The sequence below is a fragment of the Oceanobacillus sp. NCCP-135 genome (genome assembly GCF_059698015.1).
In genome coordinates, this window is record NZ_BAAKSZ010000046.1 from 1 (window position 1) to 18,762 (window position 18,762).

The 18,762-nt window shown below is 38.6% G+C and carries 13 protein-coding genes; all 13 read left to right on the forward strand.

The annotated features are described in order from the left end of the window. Positions 1 to 157 precede the first annotated feature (157 nt). The gene (gene pcrB / locus AC6HVZ_RS18465) at positions 158 to 829 is read left to right on the forward strand and encodes a heptaprenylglyceryl phosphate synthase (protein WP_497559614.1); all 672 of its coding nucleotides are present in this window, start codon (positions 158 to 160) and stop codon (positions 827 to 829) included. Between the two features lie 343 nt (positions 830 to 1,172). Beyond that, positions 1,173 to 3,428, forward strand: a complete 2,256-nt coding sequence (pcrA, locus tag AC6HVZ_RS18470; RefSeq protein ID WP_497559602.1) for a DNA helicase PcrA — start codon at positions 1,173 to 1,175, stop codon at positions 3,426 to 3,428. A gap of 15 nt (positions 3,429 to 3,443) precedes the next feature. Continuing rightward, the gene (ligA, locus tag AC6HVZ_RS18475) at positions 3,444 to 5,459 is read left to right on the forward strand and encodes an NAD-dependent DNA ligase LigA (RefSeq protein WP_497559603.1); all 2,016 of its coding nucleotides are present in this window, start codon (positions 3,444 to 3,446) and stop codon (positions 5,457 to 5,459) included. A 2-nt stretch (positions 5,460 to 5,461) separates the two neighbouring features. Then, positions 5,462 to 6,589: a CamS family sex pheromone protein gene (locus tag AC6HVZ_RS18480; protein WP_497559604.1), complete on the forward strand. Its 1,128-nt coding sequence runs from the start codon at positions 5,462 to 5,464 to the stop codon at positions 6,587 to 6,589. Positions 6,590 to 6,900: 311 nt separating this feature from the next. After that, on the forward strand, positions 6,901 to 8,448 hold the full coding sequence (pruA, locus tag AC6HVZ_RS18485; protein WP_497559605.1) for an L-glutamate gamma-semialdehyde dehydrogenase: 1,548 nt from the start codon (positions 6,901 to 6,903) through the stop codon (positions 8,446 to 8,448). Between the two features lie 214 nt (positions 8,449 to 8,662). Then, positions 8,663 to 9,940: a helix-turn-helix domain-containing protein gene (locus tag AC6HVZ_RS18490; protein WP_497559606.1), complete on the forward strand. Its 1,278-nt coding sequence runs from the start codon at positions 8,663 to 8,665 to the stop codon at positions 9,938 to 9,940. Between the two features lie 13 nt (positions 9,941 to 9,953). After that, complete coding sequence (locus AC6HVZ_RS18495; RefSeq protein WP_497559607.1) at positions 9,954 to 10,103, forward strand: hypothetical protein; 150 nt, start codon at positions 9,954 to 9,956, stop codon at positions 10,101 to 10,103. Positions 10,104 to 10,662: 559 nt separating this feature from the next. Continuing rightward, the gene (putP, locus tag AC6HVZ_RS18500; protein ID WP_497559608.1) at positions 10,663 to 12,183 is read left to right on the forward strand and encodes a sodium/proline symporter PutP; all 1,521 of its coding nucleotides are present in this window, start codon (positions 10,663 to 10,665) and stop codon (positions 12,181 to 12,183) included. Between the two features lie 166 nt (positions 12,184 to 12,349). Further along, the gene (gatC, locus tag AC6HVZ_RS18505; protein ID WP_497559609.1) at positions 12,350 to 12,640 is read left to right on the forward strand and encodes an Asp-tRNA(Asn)/Glu-tRNA(Gln) amidotransferase subunit GatC; all 291 of its coding nucleotides are present in this window, start codon (positions 12,350 to 12,352) and stop codon (positions 12,638 to 12,640) included. A gap of 11 nt (positions 12,641 to 12,651) precedes the next feature. Next, a complete protein-coding gene (gatA, locus tag AC6HVZ_RS18510; protein WP_497559610.1) occupies positions 12,652 to 14,118 on the forward strand; it encodes an Asp-tRNA(Asn)/Glu-tRNA(Gln) amidotransferase subunit GatA in 1,467 nt (488 codons plus the stop codon). Then, complete coding sequence (gene gatB, locus AC6HVZ_RS18515; RefSeq protein ID WP_497559611.1) at positions 14,118 to 15,548, forward strand: Asp-tRNA(Asn)/Glu-tRNA(Gln) amidotransferase subunit GatB; 1,431 nt, start codon at positions 14,118 to 14,120, stop codon at positions 15,546 to 15,548. The genes gatA and gatB overlap by 1 nt, the downstream gene beginning before the upstream one ends. 352 nt (positions 15,549 to 15,900) lie before the next feature. Continuing rightward, on the forward strand, positions 15,901 to 16,812 hold the full coding sequence (locus tag AC6HVZ_RS18520; RefSeq protein ID WP_497559612.1) for a diacylglycerol kinase: 912 nt from the start codon (positions 15,901 to 15,903) through the stop codon (positions 16,810 to 16,812). 343 nt (positions 16,813 to 17,155) lie between these two features. Then, on the forward strand, positions 17,156 to 18,538 hold the full coding sequence (rlmD, locus tag AC6HVZ_RS18525) for a 23S rRNA (uracil(1939)-C(5))-methyltransferase RlmD (protein ID WP_497559613.1): 1,383 nt from the start codon (positions 17,156 to 17,158) through the stop codon (positions 18,536 to 18,538). Positions 18,539 to 18,762 lie beyond the last annotated feature (224 nt).

Sequence of the window (18,762 nt, forward strand, 5' to 3'; positions counted from 1 at the left end):
TCAAAAAAAATAAAACCTTTATTTTTTTGCTCGTAAAACTAAAAAAGTGGCACATCGCAAAAAGCTCATTCTACATATTCCTAAATTCCTGCCACGATTTTTGGTATAATAAATTAATGTACCTTAGATAATGGAGGACTCAACTTTGAATACTTTGATGAATGAATGGAAGCACATATTTAAACTGGATCCTGCGAAGGAAATTTCTGATGAGGATTTAGATTTGATCTGTGAATCAGGAACAGATGCAGTTATTGTTGGTGGGACAGATGACATAACGTTGGATGGTGTGTTGGATTTACTGTCACGCATTCGCCGATATACAGTTCCATGTATTTTGGAAATTTCTTCGATGGAAGCAATCACTCCTGGGTTTGATTATTATTTTATACCAATGGTGATGAACAGCACGGAAAAAAAATGGATGATGGATATTCAGCATCAAGCTATTAAGCAATATGTGGATATGATGGAATATAGCGAGATACTTTTTGAAGGATATTGTATCTTAAATGAAGACGCAAAAGCTTTCACACATACGAATAGTTACTTACCGGATACGGATGATGTAATTGCATATGCGTATATGGCTGAAAAGGTATTTCATTTGCCGATTTTTTATCTGGAATACAGTGGTACCTATGGCGATCAGGAGCTTGTTAAACAGGTGAAAAGTGAATTAAACAATACATTGCTTTTTTATGGTGGAGGTATTGAAAATAACTTCCAAGCACGTGAAATGAAAGAACATGCGGATGTGATTATCGTTGGAAATTGTATTTATTCAGATATTAAAAAAGCTTTAAAAACAGTTAAAGCAGTAAAATAACGTGTTCAAAATGAGGATGAACAGGATCGAGAAGTTCGAAGCGGCGTAGCTTTGAGCACAAGGAAAGCTTCCACGAGTTTGCATCGCATGCAGGAAAGGTGATCTTCCTTTCCAAGGACCGGAGTGTACATTAAAAGGTACATGAGGAGCAAAAAATGCAATCCAACGAGCTTCTTGCGTGTTGTGGTGACTTCTTTGTTCGACATAATGCTTTCAGTTGGGTGAGTTTTAGCGCAGTTCCAGGACGTGTCGATACTTAGTAGAAGATCCCCTACAATGTGTCATTTTTATCGGAATTCTTGAACAACCTCTAAAAGATTATTGATTCAGGGGCGGTGTAAATATGGGTCAAGCAATGGGTAATTTAATAGAAGGATTAAATAAAGAGCAGCAAGAAGCTGTTAAACATACAGAAGGGCCTCTCTTGATAATGGCAGGAGCAGGCAGTGGAAAAACACGGGTGCTGACACATCGCATTGCGTATTTACTTAGTGAGAAGGATGTTGCAGCTAGAAATATATTAGCCATTACTTTCACGAATAAAGCAGCACGTGAAATGAAAGGAAGAGTACGAAAACTGGTAGGACCGGAGAGTGAGTATATGTGGGTATCTACATTTCACTCGATGTGTGTACGTATTCTTAGAAGAGATATCGATCGAATCGGCTACAATCGTAATTTTACTATTTTAGACAGTGGTGATCAGCTTTCAGCTATTAAACAAATTTTAAAAAACGAGAATATTGATCCGAAAAAATTTGATCCCCGAGCAATGTTGGGGCAAATTAGTGCGGCAAAGAATGAACTGATTACACCCGGAGCATATAGTGATAATGTCGGGAATTTCTATGAAAGACAGGTTTCGCAAATTTATACGGAATATCAGAAAATGCTGCATAAAAATCAATCTCTTGATTTCGATGATTTGATTATGCAAACCATTCATTTATTTAAACGAGTTCCAGAGGTTCTTGAGTATTATCAGCGACGTTTTCAGTATATCCATGTGGATGAGTATCAGGATACGAACCATGCGCAATATTCTTTAGTAAAACAACTGGCAAACCGCTATCAAAACCTTTGTGTAGTTGGTGATTCCGATCAATCCATTTATCGTTGGCGTGGAGCGGATATTGCGAATATCCTGTCATTTGAAAAGGACTATCCATCTGCAAGAAGCGTTTTTCTCGAGCAAAATTATCGATCAACGAAATCGATTCTCGCAGCTGCAAATAAAGTAATCGGCAATAATAGTGGACGAAAACCGAAAAATCTGTGGACTGAAAACCCGGATGGAAAAAATATCAACTATTTCCAAGGAGCTACGGAACAGGAAGAAGCGCTATATGTCACTGATAAAATTCAGGATCTGACTCGAAATGAAGGCTATTCACCAGGTGATGTGGCTATTTTATACCGAACAAATGCGCAGTCTCGGGCAATTGAGGACACGTTAATGAAGTCCAATATTTCGTATCAGATGGTTGGTGGCACAAAGTTCTATGAACGTAAAGAAATTAAAGACATGGTTGCTTATTTACGTTTAATTACAAACCCAGATGACGACCTTAGCTTTGAACGTGTTGTAAATGTTCCGAAGCGAGGAATTGGAAAGACCTCGATTGACCGACTAAGAGCACATGCTAATGCACATGATATTTCCTTTTATGAAGCAGTAAAAGAAGTTGATTTTACAGGTGTTTCAAAAAAAGCAGCAAATGCATTGGCTGAATTTGGAAACCTAATTAAAACATTAACCCAGCAGCAGGAGTATTTAACAGCAACGGATATGGTTGAAGCCGTATTGGAACGGACAGGCTATGAACAAATGCTGAAAAATGAACAATCGATTGAATCCCAAAGCCGTCTGGAAAACTTAGAAGAATTCATCACGGTTACGAAGGATTTTGAGCAAACAGCCGAAGATAAAACACTAATCGTTTTCTTAACAGATCTTGCGTTAATAGCGGACATTGATAAAGTCGATGAAGAAGATCCAGAGGGCGAGGAAAAAATTACATTGATGACATTACATGCAGCAAAAGGGCTGGAGTTTCCAATTGTTTTCCTGATTGGGATGGAAGAAAATGTTTTCCCACATAGTCGTTCGATGATGGATGATGCGGAAATGGAAGAAGAACGACGACTTGCTTATGTGGGAATCACCCGTGCGGAGCGTGAGCTTTACTTAACACATGCAAAAATGCGCACACTATATGGTAGAACCAATATGAACCCCATCAGCCGTTTTATCAATGAAATTCCAGACGAGCTGATTGAAGGAATGGAAGAGGCAAAAGCTTCGATGTTCGGATATGGCTTTGGGAAACTGAAGGATAGATCAGTAGATAGGCGTGCGGATAGATCTTTGGATAGACCTGTACCACTGAAACGAAGAGCAGAAAAAATGCAGAAAACAACTGGTGCAGAAAGTGAAGCATGGGGACCTGGAGATAAAGCAAACCATAAAAAGTGGGGTGTAGGAACAGTGGTAAAGGTGCAAGGAGAAGGGGATGGGATGGAGCTTGATATTGCATTCCCGGCACCAACTGGAATTAAACGGGTTTTGGCAAAATTTGCACCAATTACGAAACAATAGGGAGGTGCTTGGTTCGTGGAAAAACAACAAGCCCAGGATGAAATCAATGCATTAAAAGAATTATTAAATCAATATAGCTACGAATATTATGTGCTGGATAACCCAAGTGTTCCTGATTCAGAATATGATAAAAAGCTGCAGGAGTTAAGGAAGTTGGAAGAGGAATATCCAGAGCTCATCACAGCAGATTCTCCTACCCAACGTGTTGGGGGACAGCCACTGGATGCTTTTCAAAAAGTACAGCATACTGTACCGATGCTAAGTCTTGGAAATGCATTTAATGAACAGGATTTACGTGCGTTTGCCAAAAGAGCTAGTGGGGGTACCGAAAAGCCAATTTCTTTTGTTTGTGAATTAAAGATTGATGGACTGGCGATTTCCTTAACCTATCAGAATGGCAGGTTTGTTCGGGGTGCAACTCGTGGTGATGGAACAACCGGTGAAGATATTACGAGTAATTTAAAAACCATTCGCAGCATTCCATTGACGATAAAAGAAATGAACACAATTGAAGTGCGCGGAGAAGCTTTTATGCCGCATAAATCGTTTCTCACTTTAAATAAAACAAGAGAAGAAAATGCAGAAGAAGCCTTTGCTAACCCGCGAAATGCTGCAGCGGGATCACTAAGACAATTGGATCCGAAAATTGCAGCAAAACGTAATTTGGATGTATTTATCTATGGAGTTGGTGAGTGGGAAGCGGGCCCTCTCGAATCCCATAGTAAACGGTTGGATCGAATAAAGGAACTGGGCTTCAAAACAAATCCAGAATGGAAAAAGTGCGAAACGATTGAGGAAGTGATTGATTTTGTTGCGTATTGGACAACAGAACGTCCTCATTTAAACTACGAAATTGATGGGATTGTTGTCAAGGTGGATGACCTGTCTCAGCAGGAAGAGCTTGGCTATACGGCGAAGAGTCCCCGCTGGGCGATAGCTTATAAATTTCCGGCAGAAGAGGCTTTAACGAAATTAACAGATATTGAATTAAGTGTTGGCAGGACGGGTGTAGTAACACCAACCGCAATTCTCGAACCTGTTCAGATAGCTGGCTCAACTGTTCAACGGGCATCGCTCCATAATGAAGATTTAATTCGTGAGCAGGATATTCGAATTGGTGATATGGTTGTAATTAAAAAAGCCGGTGATATCATTCCAAAGGTTGTTCGTGCAGTGGAGGAAAAAAGGACTGGGAAGGAGCAGGAGTTCCATATGCCTAAGGAATGCCCTGCTTGCAAAAGTGAACTCATCAGGCTTGAAGAGGAAGTTGCTTTACGTTGCATCAATCCAAATTGCCCGGCGCAATTAATGGAAGGACTTATTCACTTTGCATCACGCAATGCCATGAACATTGACGGATTAGGTGAAAAAGTCATCATCCAGCTGTTTCAGGAAAAGTTAATACGGACGATGGCAGATCTATTTCGATTGAAGCGAGAAGAATTACTCCAGCTTGAACGGATGGGAGAGAAGTCAGTTGATAACCTATTGAAGGCAATTGAGGCATCAAAGGAAAATTCACTGGAGAAGCTTCTATTTGGTCTCGGAATCCGGTTTATTGGAGCAAAAGCAGCTAAAACAATTGCAGTAGAGTTTGAAACAATGGAAAACCTGCAAAAGGCTTCTTTTAAGGAGTTGGTCGCAGTGGATGAGATTGGTGAGAAAATGGCTGATTCCATCGTACAGTATTTTACTGAACAAAAAGTAGTGGACCTGCTTGAAGATTTAAGAGGTTTAAATGTAAATATGGAATACAAGGGGATAAAAAAATCTGCGCAGCGTACGGACTCTGTTTTTGCAGGCAAAACAGTTGTTTTAACTGGGAAAATGGAACAATTTACACGTAATGAAGCAAAGGAATTAATCGAGGCAATGGGTGGTTCTGTTACAAGTAGTGTTAGCAAAAAAACAGATTTTCTCATTGCAGGAGAAGATGCAGGATCTAAGTATGATAAAGCACAACAGCTAGGGGTTAAAATCTGGGACGAACTCAAGCTGAAAGAAGCCGCACAAGGTCAGGGAGTGTTCTAAGTATGAAAAAAATCAGTATTTGGCTAGTATGTGCGCTCCTCCTGCTAACGAGCTGTGCACCAAATATGAATGAAGAAGAAGTTTTGCAAAATGATGAATCAGAAGAAGAAGTATCCATTGTTCCAAGTTATCAATTATCTGAAGAAAATTACAAAATGGTTCTGCCATATAAAGTTAGTGAAGCCAGGGGTGTTATTACAAATCAGGTAGCGAACAGGCTTGACATTGATGAGATGGAGGAAGGACTCAGACGTCATTCCATGGATGTATTTGACCCGAAGGAGTATTTCTTTCAGGAGGGGCAATATTTGACATCTGACAGACTTTTTGAATGGATTGATGAGTTAAATCCGGCAATTGAGGAAAAACTCGAAGGGCTGGAAGATGAAGACCAAGAGGATATCCACCGGGAAAATCCACGTTATCTGTCACATATTTTAGAACAGAATTACCTGCAAAAACAGGGCGAAGAAAATACCGTTGAATTAAAGGGAATGTCGATTGGCATAGCATTAAAATCCGTATATCAATTCAATACCAAAACTAGAGGCCCTTATTATGAAGAAATTGGAATGGACGAAATGATGGAACAGGGAAATAAAATAGCCCAAAAACTAATTGAAGAAGTGCGGCAAATTGAGGGCTTGCAGGATGTTCCGATCATGATTGCATTGTACAGGGAAGAGGATCAATCCTCACCAGTACCCGGGAATTTTGTTGCAAAAACAATTGTACCTGGGGGAAGCGCATCTGTTGGCGACTGGGATTCGATAAATGAAGAGAATATACTATTTCCATCCGATGAAGGCAAGGAAAAATATTTTGATGATCATGAGATTGTTACAAGCTTTGGAAATGAAATAGCAACGTTCTTTCCAAACTATACTGGCATCATCGGAAAAGGCTTTTATGTGAATGAAGAGTTACAAAAGCTGACGATTGAAATTCCGATCGAGTTTTATGGAAAAGCGGAAGTGATAGGTTTTACACAATTTGCATATGGGCTTGTACAGGAAATGTTCGCTGACTACTATGATTTGGAAATCAAGGTCTCCACAAGTGATCAGATCGAGAGTTTGATTTACCGAAAGGCAGGAGCAGACTCACCTACGATTCATATTTTTCATTAGGTTAGAAGTTTCCAGCCGCACTTGCAAGTTTGAAAGTAGATTTATTGAAGTATTAAAACACTTAAGTTAAAATAAAGGGTGGACATACTCCATCCTTTATTTTAGCAGTAAAGAAAGCGCATCCATATTTTTTTCTGTGTATAAGTGCAACACAGGTCATTCACCCAAGGGCTTGCACTTCAAAGTATAAGGGTTTCTAAGAAAGTAAAGAACACTTTCTCAGGGATCTCTTTAACGAATGGATAGTTTTCTAAATCTAATGAAAACGCAATCATGGAGTAATTTGGACAATTTATAGGGAGGTTTTTTTCATGGTAGTACCATACACGCATGAGCCTTTTACAGATTTCACAGTAGAAGAAAATAAAAAATTAATGCTGGATGCTTTGAATGAAATCGAAGCAGATCTGGGAAAAGAATATCCACTGATTATTGGTGGCGAGCGGATTACGACAGAAGATAAAATCATTTCTGTTAACCCAGCCAACAAAGAAGAAGTAATTGGATATGTATCTAAAGCAAATCAAGAAATTGCCGAAAAAGCAATGCAAGTTGCAGATCAAACATTTGCGACATGGCGGAAATCAGATCCGAAGTTTCGAGCAGATATTCTATTTCGGTCAGCCGCAATTATTCGCCGCCGCAAATTCGAATTTACAGCACATTTAGTAAAGGAAGGCGGAAAACCTTGGAAGGAAGCAGATGCTGATACAGCGGAAGCAATTGATTTCCTAGAGTATTACGGTCGCCAAATGCTTAAAATTAAAGATGGTTCTGAAGTAAACAGCCGTCCGATTGAGTATAACCAGTTCAACTATATTCCACTCGGGGTTGGGGTTGTTATCTCCCCATGGAACTTCCTGTTCGCAATTATGGCTGGAACTACTACTGCCGCAATGGTAACAGGAAATACGGTACTTTTAAAACCAGCAAGTGCAACACCGATTATTGCATATAAACTGATGGAAGTGCTTGAAGAAGCAGGTATGCCTGCAGGAGTAGTAAACTATATCCCAGGTCCAGGAAGCGAAGTGGGAGACTATTTGGTAGATCATCCACGTACACGTTTTATAAGCTTCACTGGTTCACGTGAGGTTGGTACACGTATTTTTGAACGTGCAGGCAAAGTTCAAGACGGACAGAAATGGCTAAAACGTACCATCATTGAGATGGGTGGTAAAGATACCATCGTTGTTGATAAGGAAGCAGACCTTGAATTAGCAGCACAATCGATTGTACAATCTGCATTTGGTTTCTCAGGACAAAAATGTTCTGCATGTTCCCGTGCAGTCATTCATGAAGCTGTTTATGATCAAGTGAAAGACCGAGTTGCAGAATTAACGAAAGAACTATCAGCAGGCGATCCACATGATAATTCACACTTTATGGGACCTGTGATTGATCAAGCAGCATACGATAAAATTATGAGCTATGTTGAAATTGGCAAAGAAGAAGGACAGCTACTTGTTGGTGGAGATGGCGATGACAAGAAAGGCTGGTTCGTTAATCCGACTGTTTTTGCAGATCTTGATCCTAAAGCACGGATTATGCAGGAAGAAATTTTCGGTCCTGTTGTCGGGTTAACAAAAGCGAAAGACTTTGATGAAGCGATTGAAATTGCGAATAACACGGATTATGGCTTAACAGGTGCAGTAATCACAAATAATCGTGTACATCTGGAACAGGCACGTGAAGATTTTCATGTAGGAAACCTTTACTTCAACCGTGGATGTACAGCTGCAATCGTTGGTTACCAGCCATTCGGCGGCTTCAATATGTCCGGTACAGATTCAAAAGCAGGAGGTCCAGATTACCTAATTCAGCACATGCAAGGAAAAACAACCTCTGAAATGTTATAAGTAAAAAGTCGCAATATGTCCGTCAGCCCCTTTTTTAGCAAAAAATTGCTCGAAAAGGGGCTGATTTTCCTCTAACAGGAAAATCGGGAAGTTTTTTAGGTGTTTTTTACGCTAAAAAGCGGTATTTTCCTTATTATTTTCCCAATATGAATTTTTTGAATCTATGATATAATGTAAATATACAGAAGCAATATAAATTCTAATACATGTTAGGGTGGGTACATTGATAGAAATAGGATCCTTTATCAAACTACAACGTACCAAAAAAGAAATGACACAAGGAGAATTAGCTAAAGGAATAGTATCTTTATCCTACTTGTCAAAAATTGAGAATAAGAAAACGGAAGCCAGTCCAGAAATTATTCAGCTCTTATGTACACGTCTGGGAGTACAATTAAAAGATGGCTTTGATGCCAATATTCAAGAAAAGTGCAAAGAATGGTACAACATGCTGTTTGAAGTAAATGACAAGGAAGAGATTACTTCTACATACAAAGAACTTCAGGCGGTTATGGATACGAATTTGACAAACAGTATGTTATTGTTTGAGATTCATAAGATTAGGTATTACCTGGTGTTGGGGAAGTTTGAAGAAGCTTTAACTAAAATAAATGAGCTGAGCGAGATGTCGGCTTCCTTTGATAATTTACATCAGTATTATTGGTATAAGTTTAGAGGGAATTATAATTCGTTAACTGGAGAATTTAATCAGGCAATGAGTTTCTATAAGACTGCAGAGGAAAAGATAACTCATATTCAAATAGAAGAAAAAGAGGTAGCTGATCTTCAATATATAATTGCAGTAACACATAGTAAGCTGCGTAATACTCTAGAATCTATGGAATATGCCGAAAAAGCTTTAGGTGTTTATATGAAGGAATACAGTTTTATACGATGTGCTCAGTGTCATGTTGTATTAGGTATATCCTACAGAAGAATTAAAATGTATGACAAGGCGATTAAAAATTATAACTTAGCTAAGCATTTAGGTGAGTTAAATAAGGATAAACAGATCATTCAGCTTACGAATCAAAACCTGGGTTATTTACATTCAACAATCGGAAATACTGAAGAAGCAATTAAATTTTTTGAAGAAGTTGTAAATGATAGCGAGATTCACTTAGATGAACGTCTGGCTGCCATTACATCATTAATTAAGGAATACTATAATATCAACAAGATTGATAAAACTAGAGAAATGATTGAAAATTCCTTGGAGTTACTGGATAAGGCAAAACATAATGTATATTCCAAGTTGTATTATTATATTATTCAAACCTATACGTATGCAATTAATGAGGAACATGAAAAGTTCAAAAAGTTAGTTACAGATGAATTTATACCTTATCTGAAAGAGCATATAGATTATGCTAACTTAGTAGTCTATGCTAATATGCTGGCTGCGCATTATGAGAAAACAGGAAAGTATAAAGAATCTGTTAAATACTATAAACTCTCTAACCAAACATATGAGGAACTGATTAATCTATAAAGGAGGGGATTCAATGAAAAAGTTTATTGCTTCATTATCTTTAGGTGCATTACTTGTTGCAGGATTTTTCGTAATACAGGAAGCTCAGCAAGAAGATTCAGCGTTTCAAGGTGAAAGAGAACCAAGCATTCTTTCAATCGAACAACCTATCTCTTTCTTCTAAACCTTGAAAGAGCTAGTAAGTAATTTTTTTACCCTATTACTATATGATGGATTTGCCTGAAATAGCGTGGAACCTATTTCAGGTCTTTTTTTGCAGTTAGGAAACATATATAAGCTCTAGACGAATTTTATTTTCATTAAAATCTGAAGAAAAGCCACGTTTTTCAAAAAAAATTTTTGATTCTCAAATGTTGAGGAAAATGGAGATAGATACACGATATTCGATTAATTCTTTATAACAGGGTCTATAATCTCGCTCATAGCATAATACTGTGCTAAATAAAGCGAGATAATTAAAAATGGGGCTTTAATTATCTGATAATTGACGTGATAATCATTAAAGTTATGTCTATCCATTTGAAATATTATTTAAACTGTGAAACTATAGTGAATGTGTCTTTACGCAGAGGACGATTCGGAATTTTGAAAAATGGGAGGAGAATTCAAATGGAAACAGAATATGCAATTAAAGGAGTAACTTGGTTTTGGCTGTTTGTTCCAATGCCTTTAGTATTATTGTTATCTATCATTACGTTATTTACAGAAAGGAGACATAATTAGTGGGTGTTACAACTTTAGTTACGTTTAGTGTGTATTTAATAGGAATGCTTGTAATTGGAATTATAATGTATTATCGAACAAATAATTTATCTGATTACGTTTTAGGGGGTCGTAATCTTGGACCAGGGGTTGCTGCGCTAAGTGCTGGTGCGTCAGATATGAGTGGATGGCTATTACTCGGTTTGCCTGGTGCTATTTATGCTTCCGGTATGTCAGAGGCTTGGATGGGAATAGGCCTGGCAATTGGTGCTTATCTTAATTGGCAATTCGTTGCAAAACGGTTACGTGTTTATACAGAGGTCTCTAACAATTCGATAACTGTTCCCGATTTCCTGGAAAATCGTTTTAAAGATAAATCGCATGTTCTTCGTGTCATCTCTGCTTTGGTAATTTTATTGTTCTTCACCTTTTATACCTCGTCAGGAATGGTTGCAGGAGCAAAGCTCTTTGAAGCATCCTTTGGCTTATCCTATCAATCTGCCCTTTGGATTGGAGCGATTGTCGTCGTTTCCTACACGTTACTTGGTGGATTTCTTGCTGTAGCATGGACGGATTTCTTCCAGGGGATATTAATGTTCTTAGCTTTAATTGTCGTACCAATTGTTGCGCTTAACCAAATGGGGGGCTGGAATGAAGCTGTACAAGCTGTCGGTGACATTAATCCGAGCCATCTAAATATGGTACAAGGTGTAGGCATGATGGCGATCATTTCATCCATGGCATGGGGACTTGGCTATTTTGGACAGCCGCATATTATTGTTCGTTTCATGGCACTGCGTTCACCAAAAGATGTTCCAAAGGCACGTTTTATCGGAACAGCATGGATGATCTTTGGATTGTATGGTGCTATCTTTACCGGGTTTGTTGGACTTGCATTTATAAGTACACAGGATGTTTCTATTTTAAGTCAATTCGGAATAAATGTCGTTACAGAAGACGGCCTGCAAATGCTGGCAGATTCAGAAAAAATATTTATTGCCTTTTCTCAAATTTTATTCCATCCAATTGTTGCAGGTGTTTTATTAGCAGCTATTCTTTCGGCAATTATGAGTACAATTGACTCCCAATTGCTTGTTTCTTCATCAGCCGTTGCAGAGGATTTCTACAAAGCTATTTTCCGTAAAAAAGCATCGGCAAAAGAACTCGTTTGGGCTGGGAGAATCGCTACAATGGGGATTGCTTTAGTCGCTACGCTGATTGCAATGAACCCAGACAGTTCAGTTCTCGATCTTGTAAGTTATGCATGGGCTGGCTTTGGTGCCGCATTTGGTCCGCTTATTCTATTATCATTATTCTGGAAAAGGGTTACCCGAAATGGTGCACTGACAGGTATACTTATAGGTGCAGCAACAGTGATTATTTGGGGGGATTTCTTAACTGGGGGCATTTTTGATTTATATGAACTGGTACCAGGATTTCTACTTAGCCTGATTTTCACAATTGTAGTTAGTATGCTTGGTCAGCCACATCCAGAAATTGAGGGAGAATTTAACGAAGCAATGAAAAAAATGAAAGAATAATGCGTTTTAAGCATCCATCTCTTTATTCATACGAGAGATGGATTTTTTTATGGTGAATAGTTGCTTATCGGTAGTTGATTCTGCTATTATCAATAGTGTTATCATAGATTATTGGTATAAATTGAATGGAATATAATATAAAATTTTTAGGCTGGAGGGTTAATGGATGGCAGAGATTACAAAAGATCAGGTAAAGCATGTAGCGCATTTAGCTAGACTTGCTGTTACAGAGGAAGAAGTGGAAAAGTTAACGGATGATTTAAGTGCAATTATCGATTATGCAGAACAGCTGAATGAGCTGGATACAGAAGGTGTAGAGCCGACAACACACGTACTCGATTTAAAGAATGTATTGCGTAAGGATGAGCCTAAGAAATGGATTACGCAGGAGCAAGCGTTGAAAAATGCTCCTGATAAAGAAGCCGGTCACTATAGAGTACCATCGATTTTGGAGTAGGAGGATAACACATGTCACTATTTGATTATACAATTAAAGAACTTGAAGAAAAGCTACATAATAAGGAAATTACCGTCCAGGAGCTTGTGGATACATCATATAACCGAATAAAGGAAGTAGATGATCAAGTACATGCATTTTTAACATTAGATGAAGATAATGCACGTACTAAGGCAAAAGAATTAGATAATGCTACAGTTCAATCCGAGCGTTTATTCGGAATCCCAAGCGGAATTAAGGATAATATCGTTACCAAAGGACTTCGCACCACTTGTGCAAGTCAATTTTTGGATAACTTTGAGGATCCACTTTATGATGCAACCGTCGTTGAAAAACTAAACAACGAGAAAACAGTTACCATTGGCAAATTAAATATGGATGAGTTTGCGATGGGTTCTTCCAATGAGAATTCCAGTTATTTCCCAACCCGTAATCCCTGGAATACAGACTATGTTCCTGGGGGTTCAAGTGGTGGAGCGGCAGCATCCGTAGCCGCTGGCGAAGTTCTCTTCTCATTAGGCTCTGATACAGGTGGGTCGATTCGTCAGCCTGCAGCATTTTGTGGTGTTGTTGGCTTAAAACCAACGTATGGGTTAGTATCACGTTTCGGCTTGATTGCATTCGCTTCATCTTTGGATCAAATCGGACCAATTACACGTAAGGTGGAAGATAATGCTCGTGTGCTGGAAGTGATCGCAGGGCATGACGAAAGAGATTCAACAAGCGCTAATGTGGCTACTGGATCCTATACAGAGAATCTAACTGGAAATGTTAAAGGCTTGAAAATTGCTGTACCTACAGAATACCTAGCGGAAGGGGTAGCATCAGAAGTAAAGGAAGCTGTACAGAATGCATTAAAAGTATATGAATCCCTTGGAGCAACATGGGAAGAAGTTTCTCTCCCATATTCCAAGTATGCCGTTGCAGCGTATTATCTGCTTTCGTCTTCAGAAGCATCTGCTAATTTAGCCCGCTTTGATGGGGTACGCTATGGAGTTCGATCCGAAAATGCGGACAATATGATTGATATGTTTAAGAAATCCCGTAGCGAAGGCTTTGGTGAAGAAGTAAAACGCCGCATTATGCTTGGGACCTTTGCATTGAGTTCAGGCTACTATGATGCCTATTATAAAAAGGCCCAGAAGGTTCGTACATTAATAAAAAATGACTTTGATAAAATATTTAAAGACTATGATGTCGTTATTGGACCAACAACGCCTACACCGGCATTTAAAGTTGGAGAAATAATGGATGATCCACTTACAATGTATGCCAATGATATTTTGACTATCCCAGTAAATCTGGCAGGGGTTCCAGGAATTTCTCTACCATGTGGCTTTTCTGAAAACGGACTACCCATTGGCCTGCAGATTATTGGAAAACACTTTGATGAAAGCACGGTATATCGCGTGGCCCATGCATATGAACAAGCAACAGATCATCATACAAAACGACCTCAGCTTGGAGGTGCCAACTAATGAATTTTGAAACAATAATCGGACTTGAAGTCCATGTTGAATTGAAAACAAAATCAAAAATATTTAGCCCAAGCGTGAATGCTTTTGGTTCCGAACCAAATACAAATGTAAACCCAATTGATTTAGGCTATCCGGGCACTCTTCCTGTGTTAAATGAAGAAGCTGTTAACTTCGCAATGAAGGCGGCAATGGCATTAAATTGTGAAATTGCAACAGACACAAAATTTGATCGCAAAAATTATTTTTATCCGGATAATCCAAAAGCATATCAAATATCGCAATTTGATAAGCCAATTGGGGAAAATGGCTGGATTGAAATTGACGTAAATGGCAAAAAGAAACGGATTGGAATTACTCGCTTGCATCTGGAAGAGGATGCTGGAAAATTAACACATGGGGATGACGGTTATTCCTTAGTAGACTTTAACCGTCAAGGAACCCCATTAATTGAGATCGTTTCAGAGCCTGATATGCGTTCACCGGAAGAAGCCTATGCGTATTTGGAAAAACTGAAAAATATTATTCAATACACAGGTGTTTCTGATGTGAAAATGCAGGAAGGTTCTCTTCGCTGTGATGCTAATATTTCCCTTCGCCCAATCGGCCAAAAAGAATTTGGAACGAAGGCAGAATTGAAAAACCTAAATTCCTTTAACTTTGTCCAAAAAGGGCTTGAATTTGAAGAAAAGCGCCAGGAGCAAGTGTTACTTACTGGTGGAGAAATTTTGCAGGAAACACGTCGATATGATGAAAAAACTAAAGAAACGATTTTAATGCGTGTCAAAGAAGGATCGGATGATTATCGTTACTTCCCTGAGCCAGATTTAGTTCCATTGTACATTGATGATGCATGGAAAGAACGTATACGCAGTGAAATACCAGAGCTTCCGGATGCACGTAAAAAACGTTATATCGATGAATTAGGGTTATCTGAATACGATGCAGCTGTGCTAACGAATTCAAAACAAATGGCTGACTTTTTCGAAGCAGCAGTTCAACATGGGGCTGACATGAAGCAAGCATCCAACTGGTTGATGGGTGAAGTGTCAGCATATATGAACAAACATTTAAAAGAATTGCAAGAGCTGGCACTTACACCAGAGTCTCTAGCGAAAATGATTAAGCTAATTGAAGATGGAACCATTTCATCTAAAATTGCTAAAAAAGTTTTTGCTGAATTAGTTGAAAATGGCGGGAATCCAGAGAAAGTTGTTAAGGAAAAAGGACTTGTCCAAATTTCCGATGAAGGTCAACTAAGAGAAATTATTTCCAGTGTGCTTGAAGAAAATGAACAATCAATCATTGATTATAAAAACGGCAAGGCCAAAGCACAGAAATACTTGGTAGGTCAAGTAATGAAGGTAACCAAAGGACAAGCAAATCCACCAATGGTTAATAAAATTCTCATCGAAGAATTGGATAAAAGATAAAAGATGAAAGATAAAAGATGAAAGATGAAAGATGAATGCAATGGATGAATATAGACTACTGCTCCTTATGTTATGTGGCAGTAGTCTGCTGTTTTTATCATGACTTTTCTTTTGAATCAGTATCAGTTCAACTGAGGTTTTCAACATTAAAGCCTGCATTTTCAGCATATGAGGGTTTCTAAGCAAGAAAAATACGCTTTTAAGAACCCTTTTAACGATAGATCAGGTTTTCTAGGATACCCCTTTTCAAATTATCAAAAAAGGTCTATGATATTAGTTGTATGTAAAGAAGAAGTCAATAATAAATATAACAATGACCCTGCATAATGGATGTATTAGGGGAGGGAACAAGATGAAAAAAGCCCGAATCATATATAATCCTACTTCCGGACGAGAAGTATTTAAAAAAGAGCTACCAACTGTACTGGAAAAGTTTGAGATTGCGGGATATGAAACATCAACACATGCGACTACTGGTGAGGGTGACGCGATAGAAGCTGCTAAAACAGCTGTAGAAAGGGAATATGACCTCGTTGTTGCTGCTGGTGGGGATGGGACAATTAATGAAGTAATTAATGGAATAGCAGAGCAGGAGCACCGACCAAAGCTTGGAATTATCCCGGTTGGAACGACAAATGACTTCGCTAGAGCATTGTCCATTCCGCGTGATATAAAGAAAGCCGCTGATATCATCATAGACGATCAATCGATGTTACTTGATATCGGTAAAGTAAATGATCATTACTTCATGAATATAGCTGGTGGCGGGAAATTAACAGAACTCACATATGAAGTTCCAAGCAAGTTAAAAACAATGCTTGGCCAGCTAGCATATTATATGAAAGGGATCGAAATGCTTCCCTCACTGAAGCCAACTCGTGTCAGGATCGAATATGATGGTAACGTAATTGATGAGGATATTATGCTTTTTCTAGTATCCAATACAAATTCCGTTGGTGGCTTTGAAAAACTGGCTCCAGAAGCAAACATAGATGATGGCTATTTTGATCTGCTTATATTACGAAAAATAAATCTGGCAGAATTTATACGAATAGCTACATTAGCACTTCGAGGTGCCCATTTAGAAGATAAGAATGTTATTTATGCACAAGCAAAGCGGATAAAGGTTTCAACAGATGAAAAAATGCAATTAAATATCGATGGGGAATTCGGCGGGCTACTACCAGGAGAATTTACGAATCTAAAGCAGCATATAGAGTTTCTAGTACCGGAAGAATTCATTGAAAAGGAAAAGGAAGACTGACCAGTCAAGGCAGTCTTCTTTTGATTGTGTTAAGAAACTCTATTGTTATTGCCAATTGAATAAGGGGGTGCGGGGGTATTGAAAGGGGAGAAATGAGAAGTAAGAAAGAAGTAGCGGAAAAGTTACTGAAAAGGGTATATCCATTGAAGAGATTATAGATATTATTGGCTTGAAAAGAAGTGTAATTGAGAGTCTTGAAAATAGCAGAAACTAAATATAGATATTCATAGGCAAAACTAATAGAAGGAGACTGATTTCTGGCGGTCTTCCTTCTAATTATATTTTTCCATCCAACATATGATAAGATAAAACTCATATCCAAGTTATGTAAAGGAAGATAAAAATGACTAAACAAACTGCTCCAGTAAAAAAGAATGAGACAATTACACTAATCTTTGAAGATCTGACTCATGAGGGAAATGGTGTCGGAAAAATTAATGGCTATCCATTATTTGTACCATATGGATTACCTGGAGAAGAAGCGACTGTAAAAGTTGTAAAAGTAAATAAAAATTTCGGCTTTGGAAAATTACTTGAAGTGGCAAAACCAAGTGATGAGCGGGTCGAGCCGCCCTGCAATGTTTATGAACAATGCGGGGGTTGTCAGCTTCAGCATATGAGCTACTCTTTGCAACTTGAAATGAAACAAAATCAGGTTAAAAATGTCATGCGGAAGATTGCACATCTTGATCACGTGCTTGTACACCCCACGATTGGCATGGAAGATCCATGGCGCTACCGAAATAAGGTTCAAATCCCTGTTGGCGAAAGAGATGGAGAATTAATCACAGGATTCTATAGAATGCGAAGCCATGACATTATTGAAGACATGGAAACCTGTGTCATCCAGGATGAATTAAATGACCGTTCAGTCCATGCTGTAAGAAGGATTGCCAACCGTCTTGGAATTAGAGCATATGATGAAAAGGATGATCGAGGTGTTCTGCGGCATATTATGGTTCGTACAGGAAAAGAAACAAATGAAACCATGATTGTGCTCATAACACGAACAGAAAAATTACCACATAAGGATGATTTTATCCGTGAGATAACAGAAACTTTCCCACATGTAAAGTCAATTGTTCATAACATCAATAATAAGCGAACGAATGTTATTTTCGGGCAAAAAACGAAGGTAATTTGGGGAGAGGAATATATTTACGACACCATCGGGAATATTCGTTTTGCAATATCTGCAAAATCCTTTTACCAAGTGAATCCACCACAGACGAAGATGCTTTATGAAAAGGCTTTGGAGTATGCTTCGATTAAGCGTAATGATGTTGTTGTCGATGCTTATTGCGGGATTGGTACCATCTCATTATTTCTGGCTCAAAAAGCGGCGAAAGTTTATGGAGTGGAGGTTGTTCCAGAGGCGATAAGTGATGCAAAGAAGAATGCTAAATTGAATGGTATAACAAATGCTGAATTCGTTGTCGGAGAAGCAGAGAAAGTGATGCCGTGGTGGAAAGCTCAAGGGTTGAAACCAAATGTAATTGTTGTTGATCCTCCAAGGAAGGGCTGTGAAGTGGACTTTCTAAATGCAATGATCGAAATGGAACCGGAGCGGATTGTTTATGTATCCTGTAATCCATCAACATTGGCAAGGGATCTGCGTGTGCTGGAAGATGGCGGTTATGAGACTAAGGAAGTGCAGCCTGTGGACATGTTTCCTCAGACCGAGCATGTGGAGGCTATAGTGTTGCTACAACGTCGAACTGTCTAGTTAAAAAACAAATCACCTAGTAAAAATAAACATTTCCGATTACGACCCTGATTTCGTAATAATAAACATTTCCGATTTCAGGGTCTTTTTCATGTTCATCCCTTGTCTTTTCTCGGTTTTCTAGTGTTTCCATTACGCAACATTATCGGAAATCTTTATTGGTCTTATGTCAAGAAATCGGACAGGTTAAATGTAGAAATTTACCTAGCTTGTGCAGCTACCGC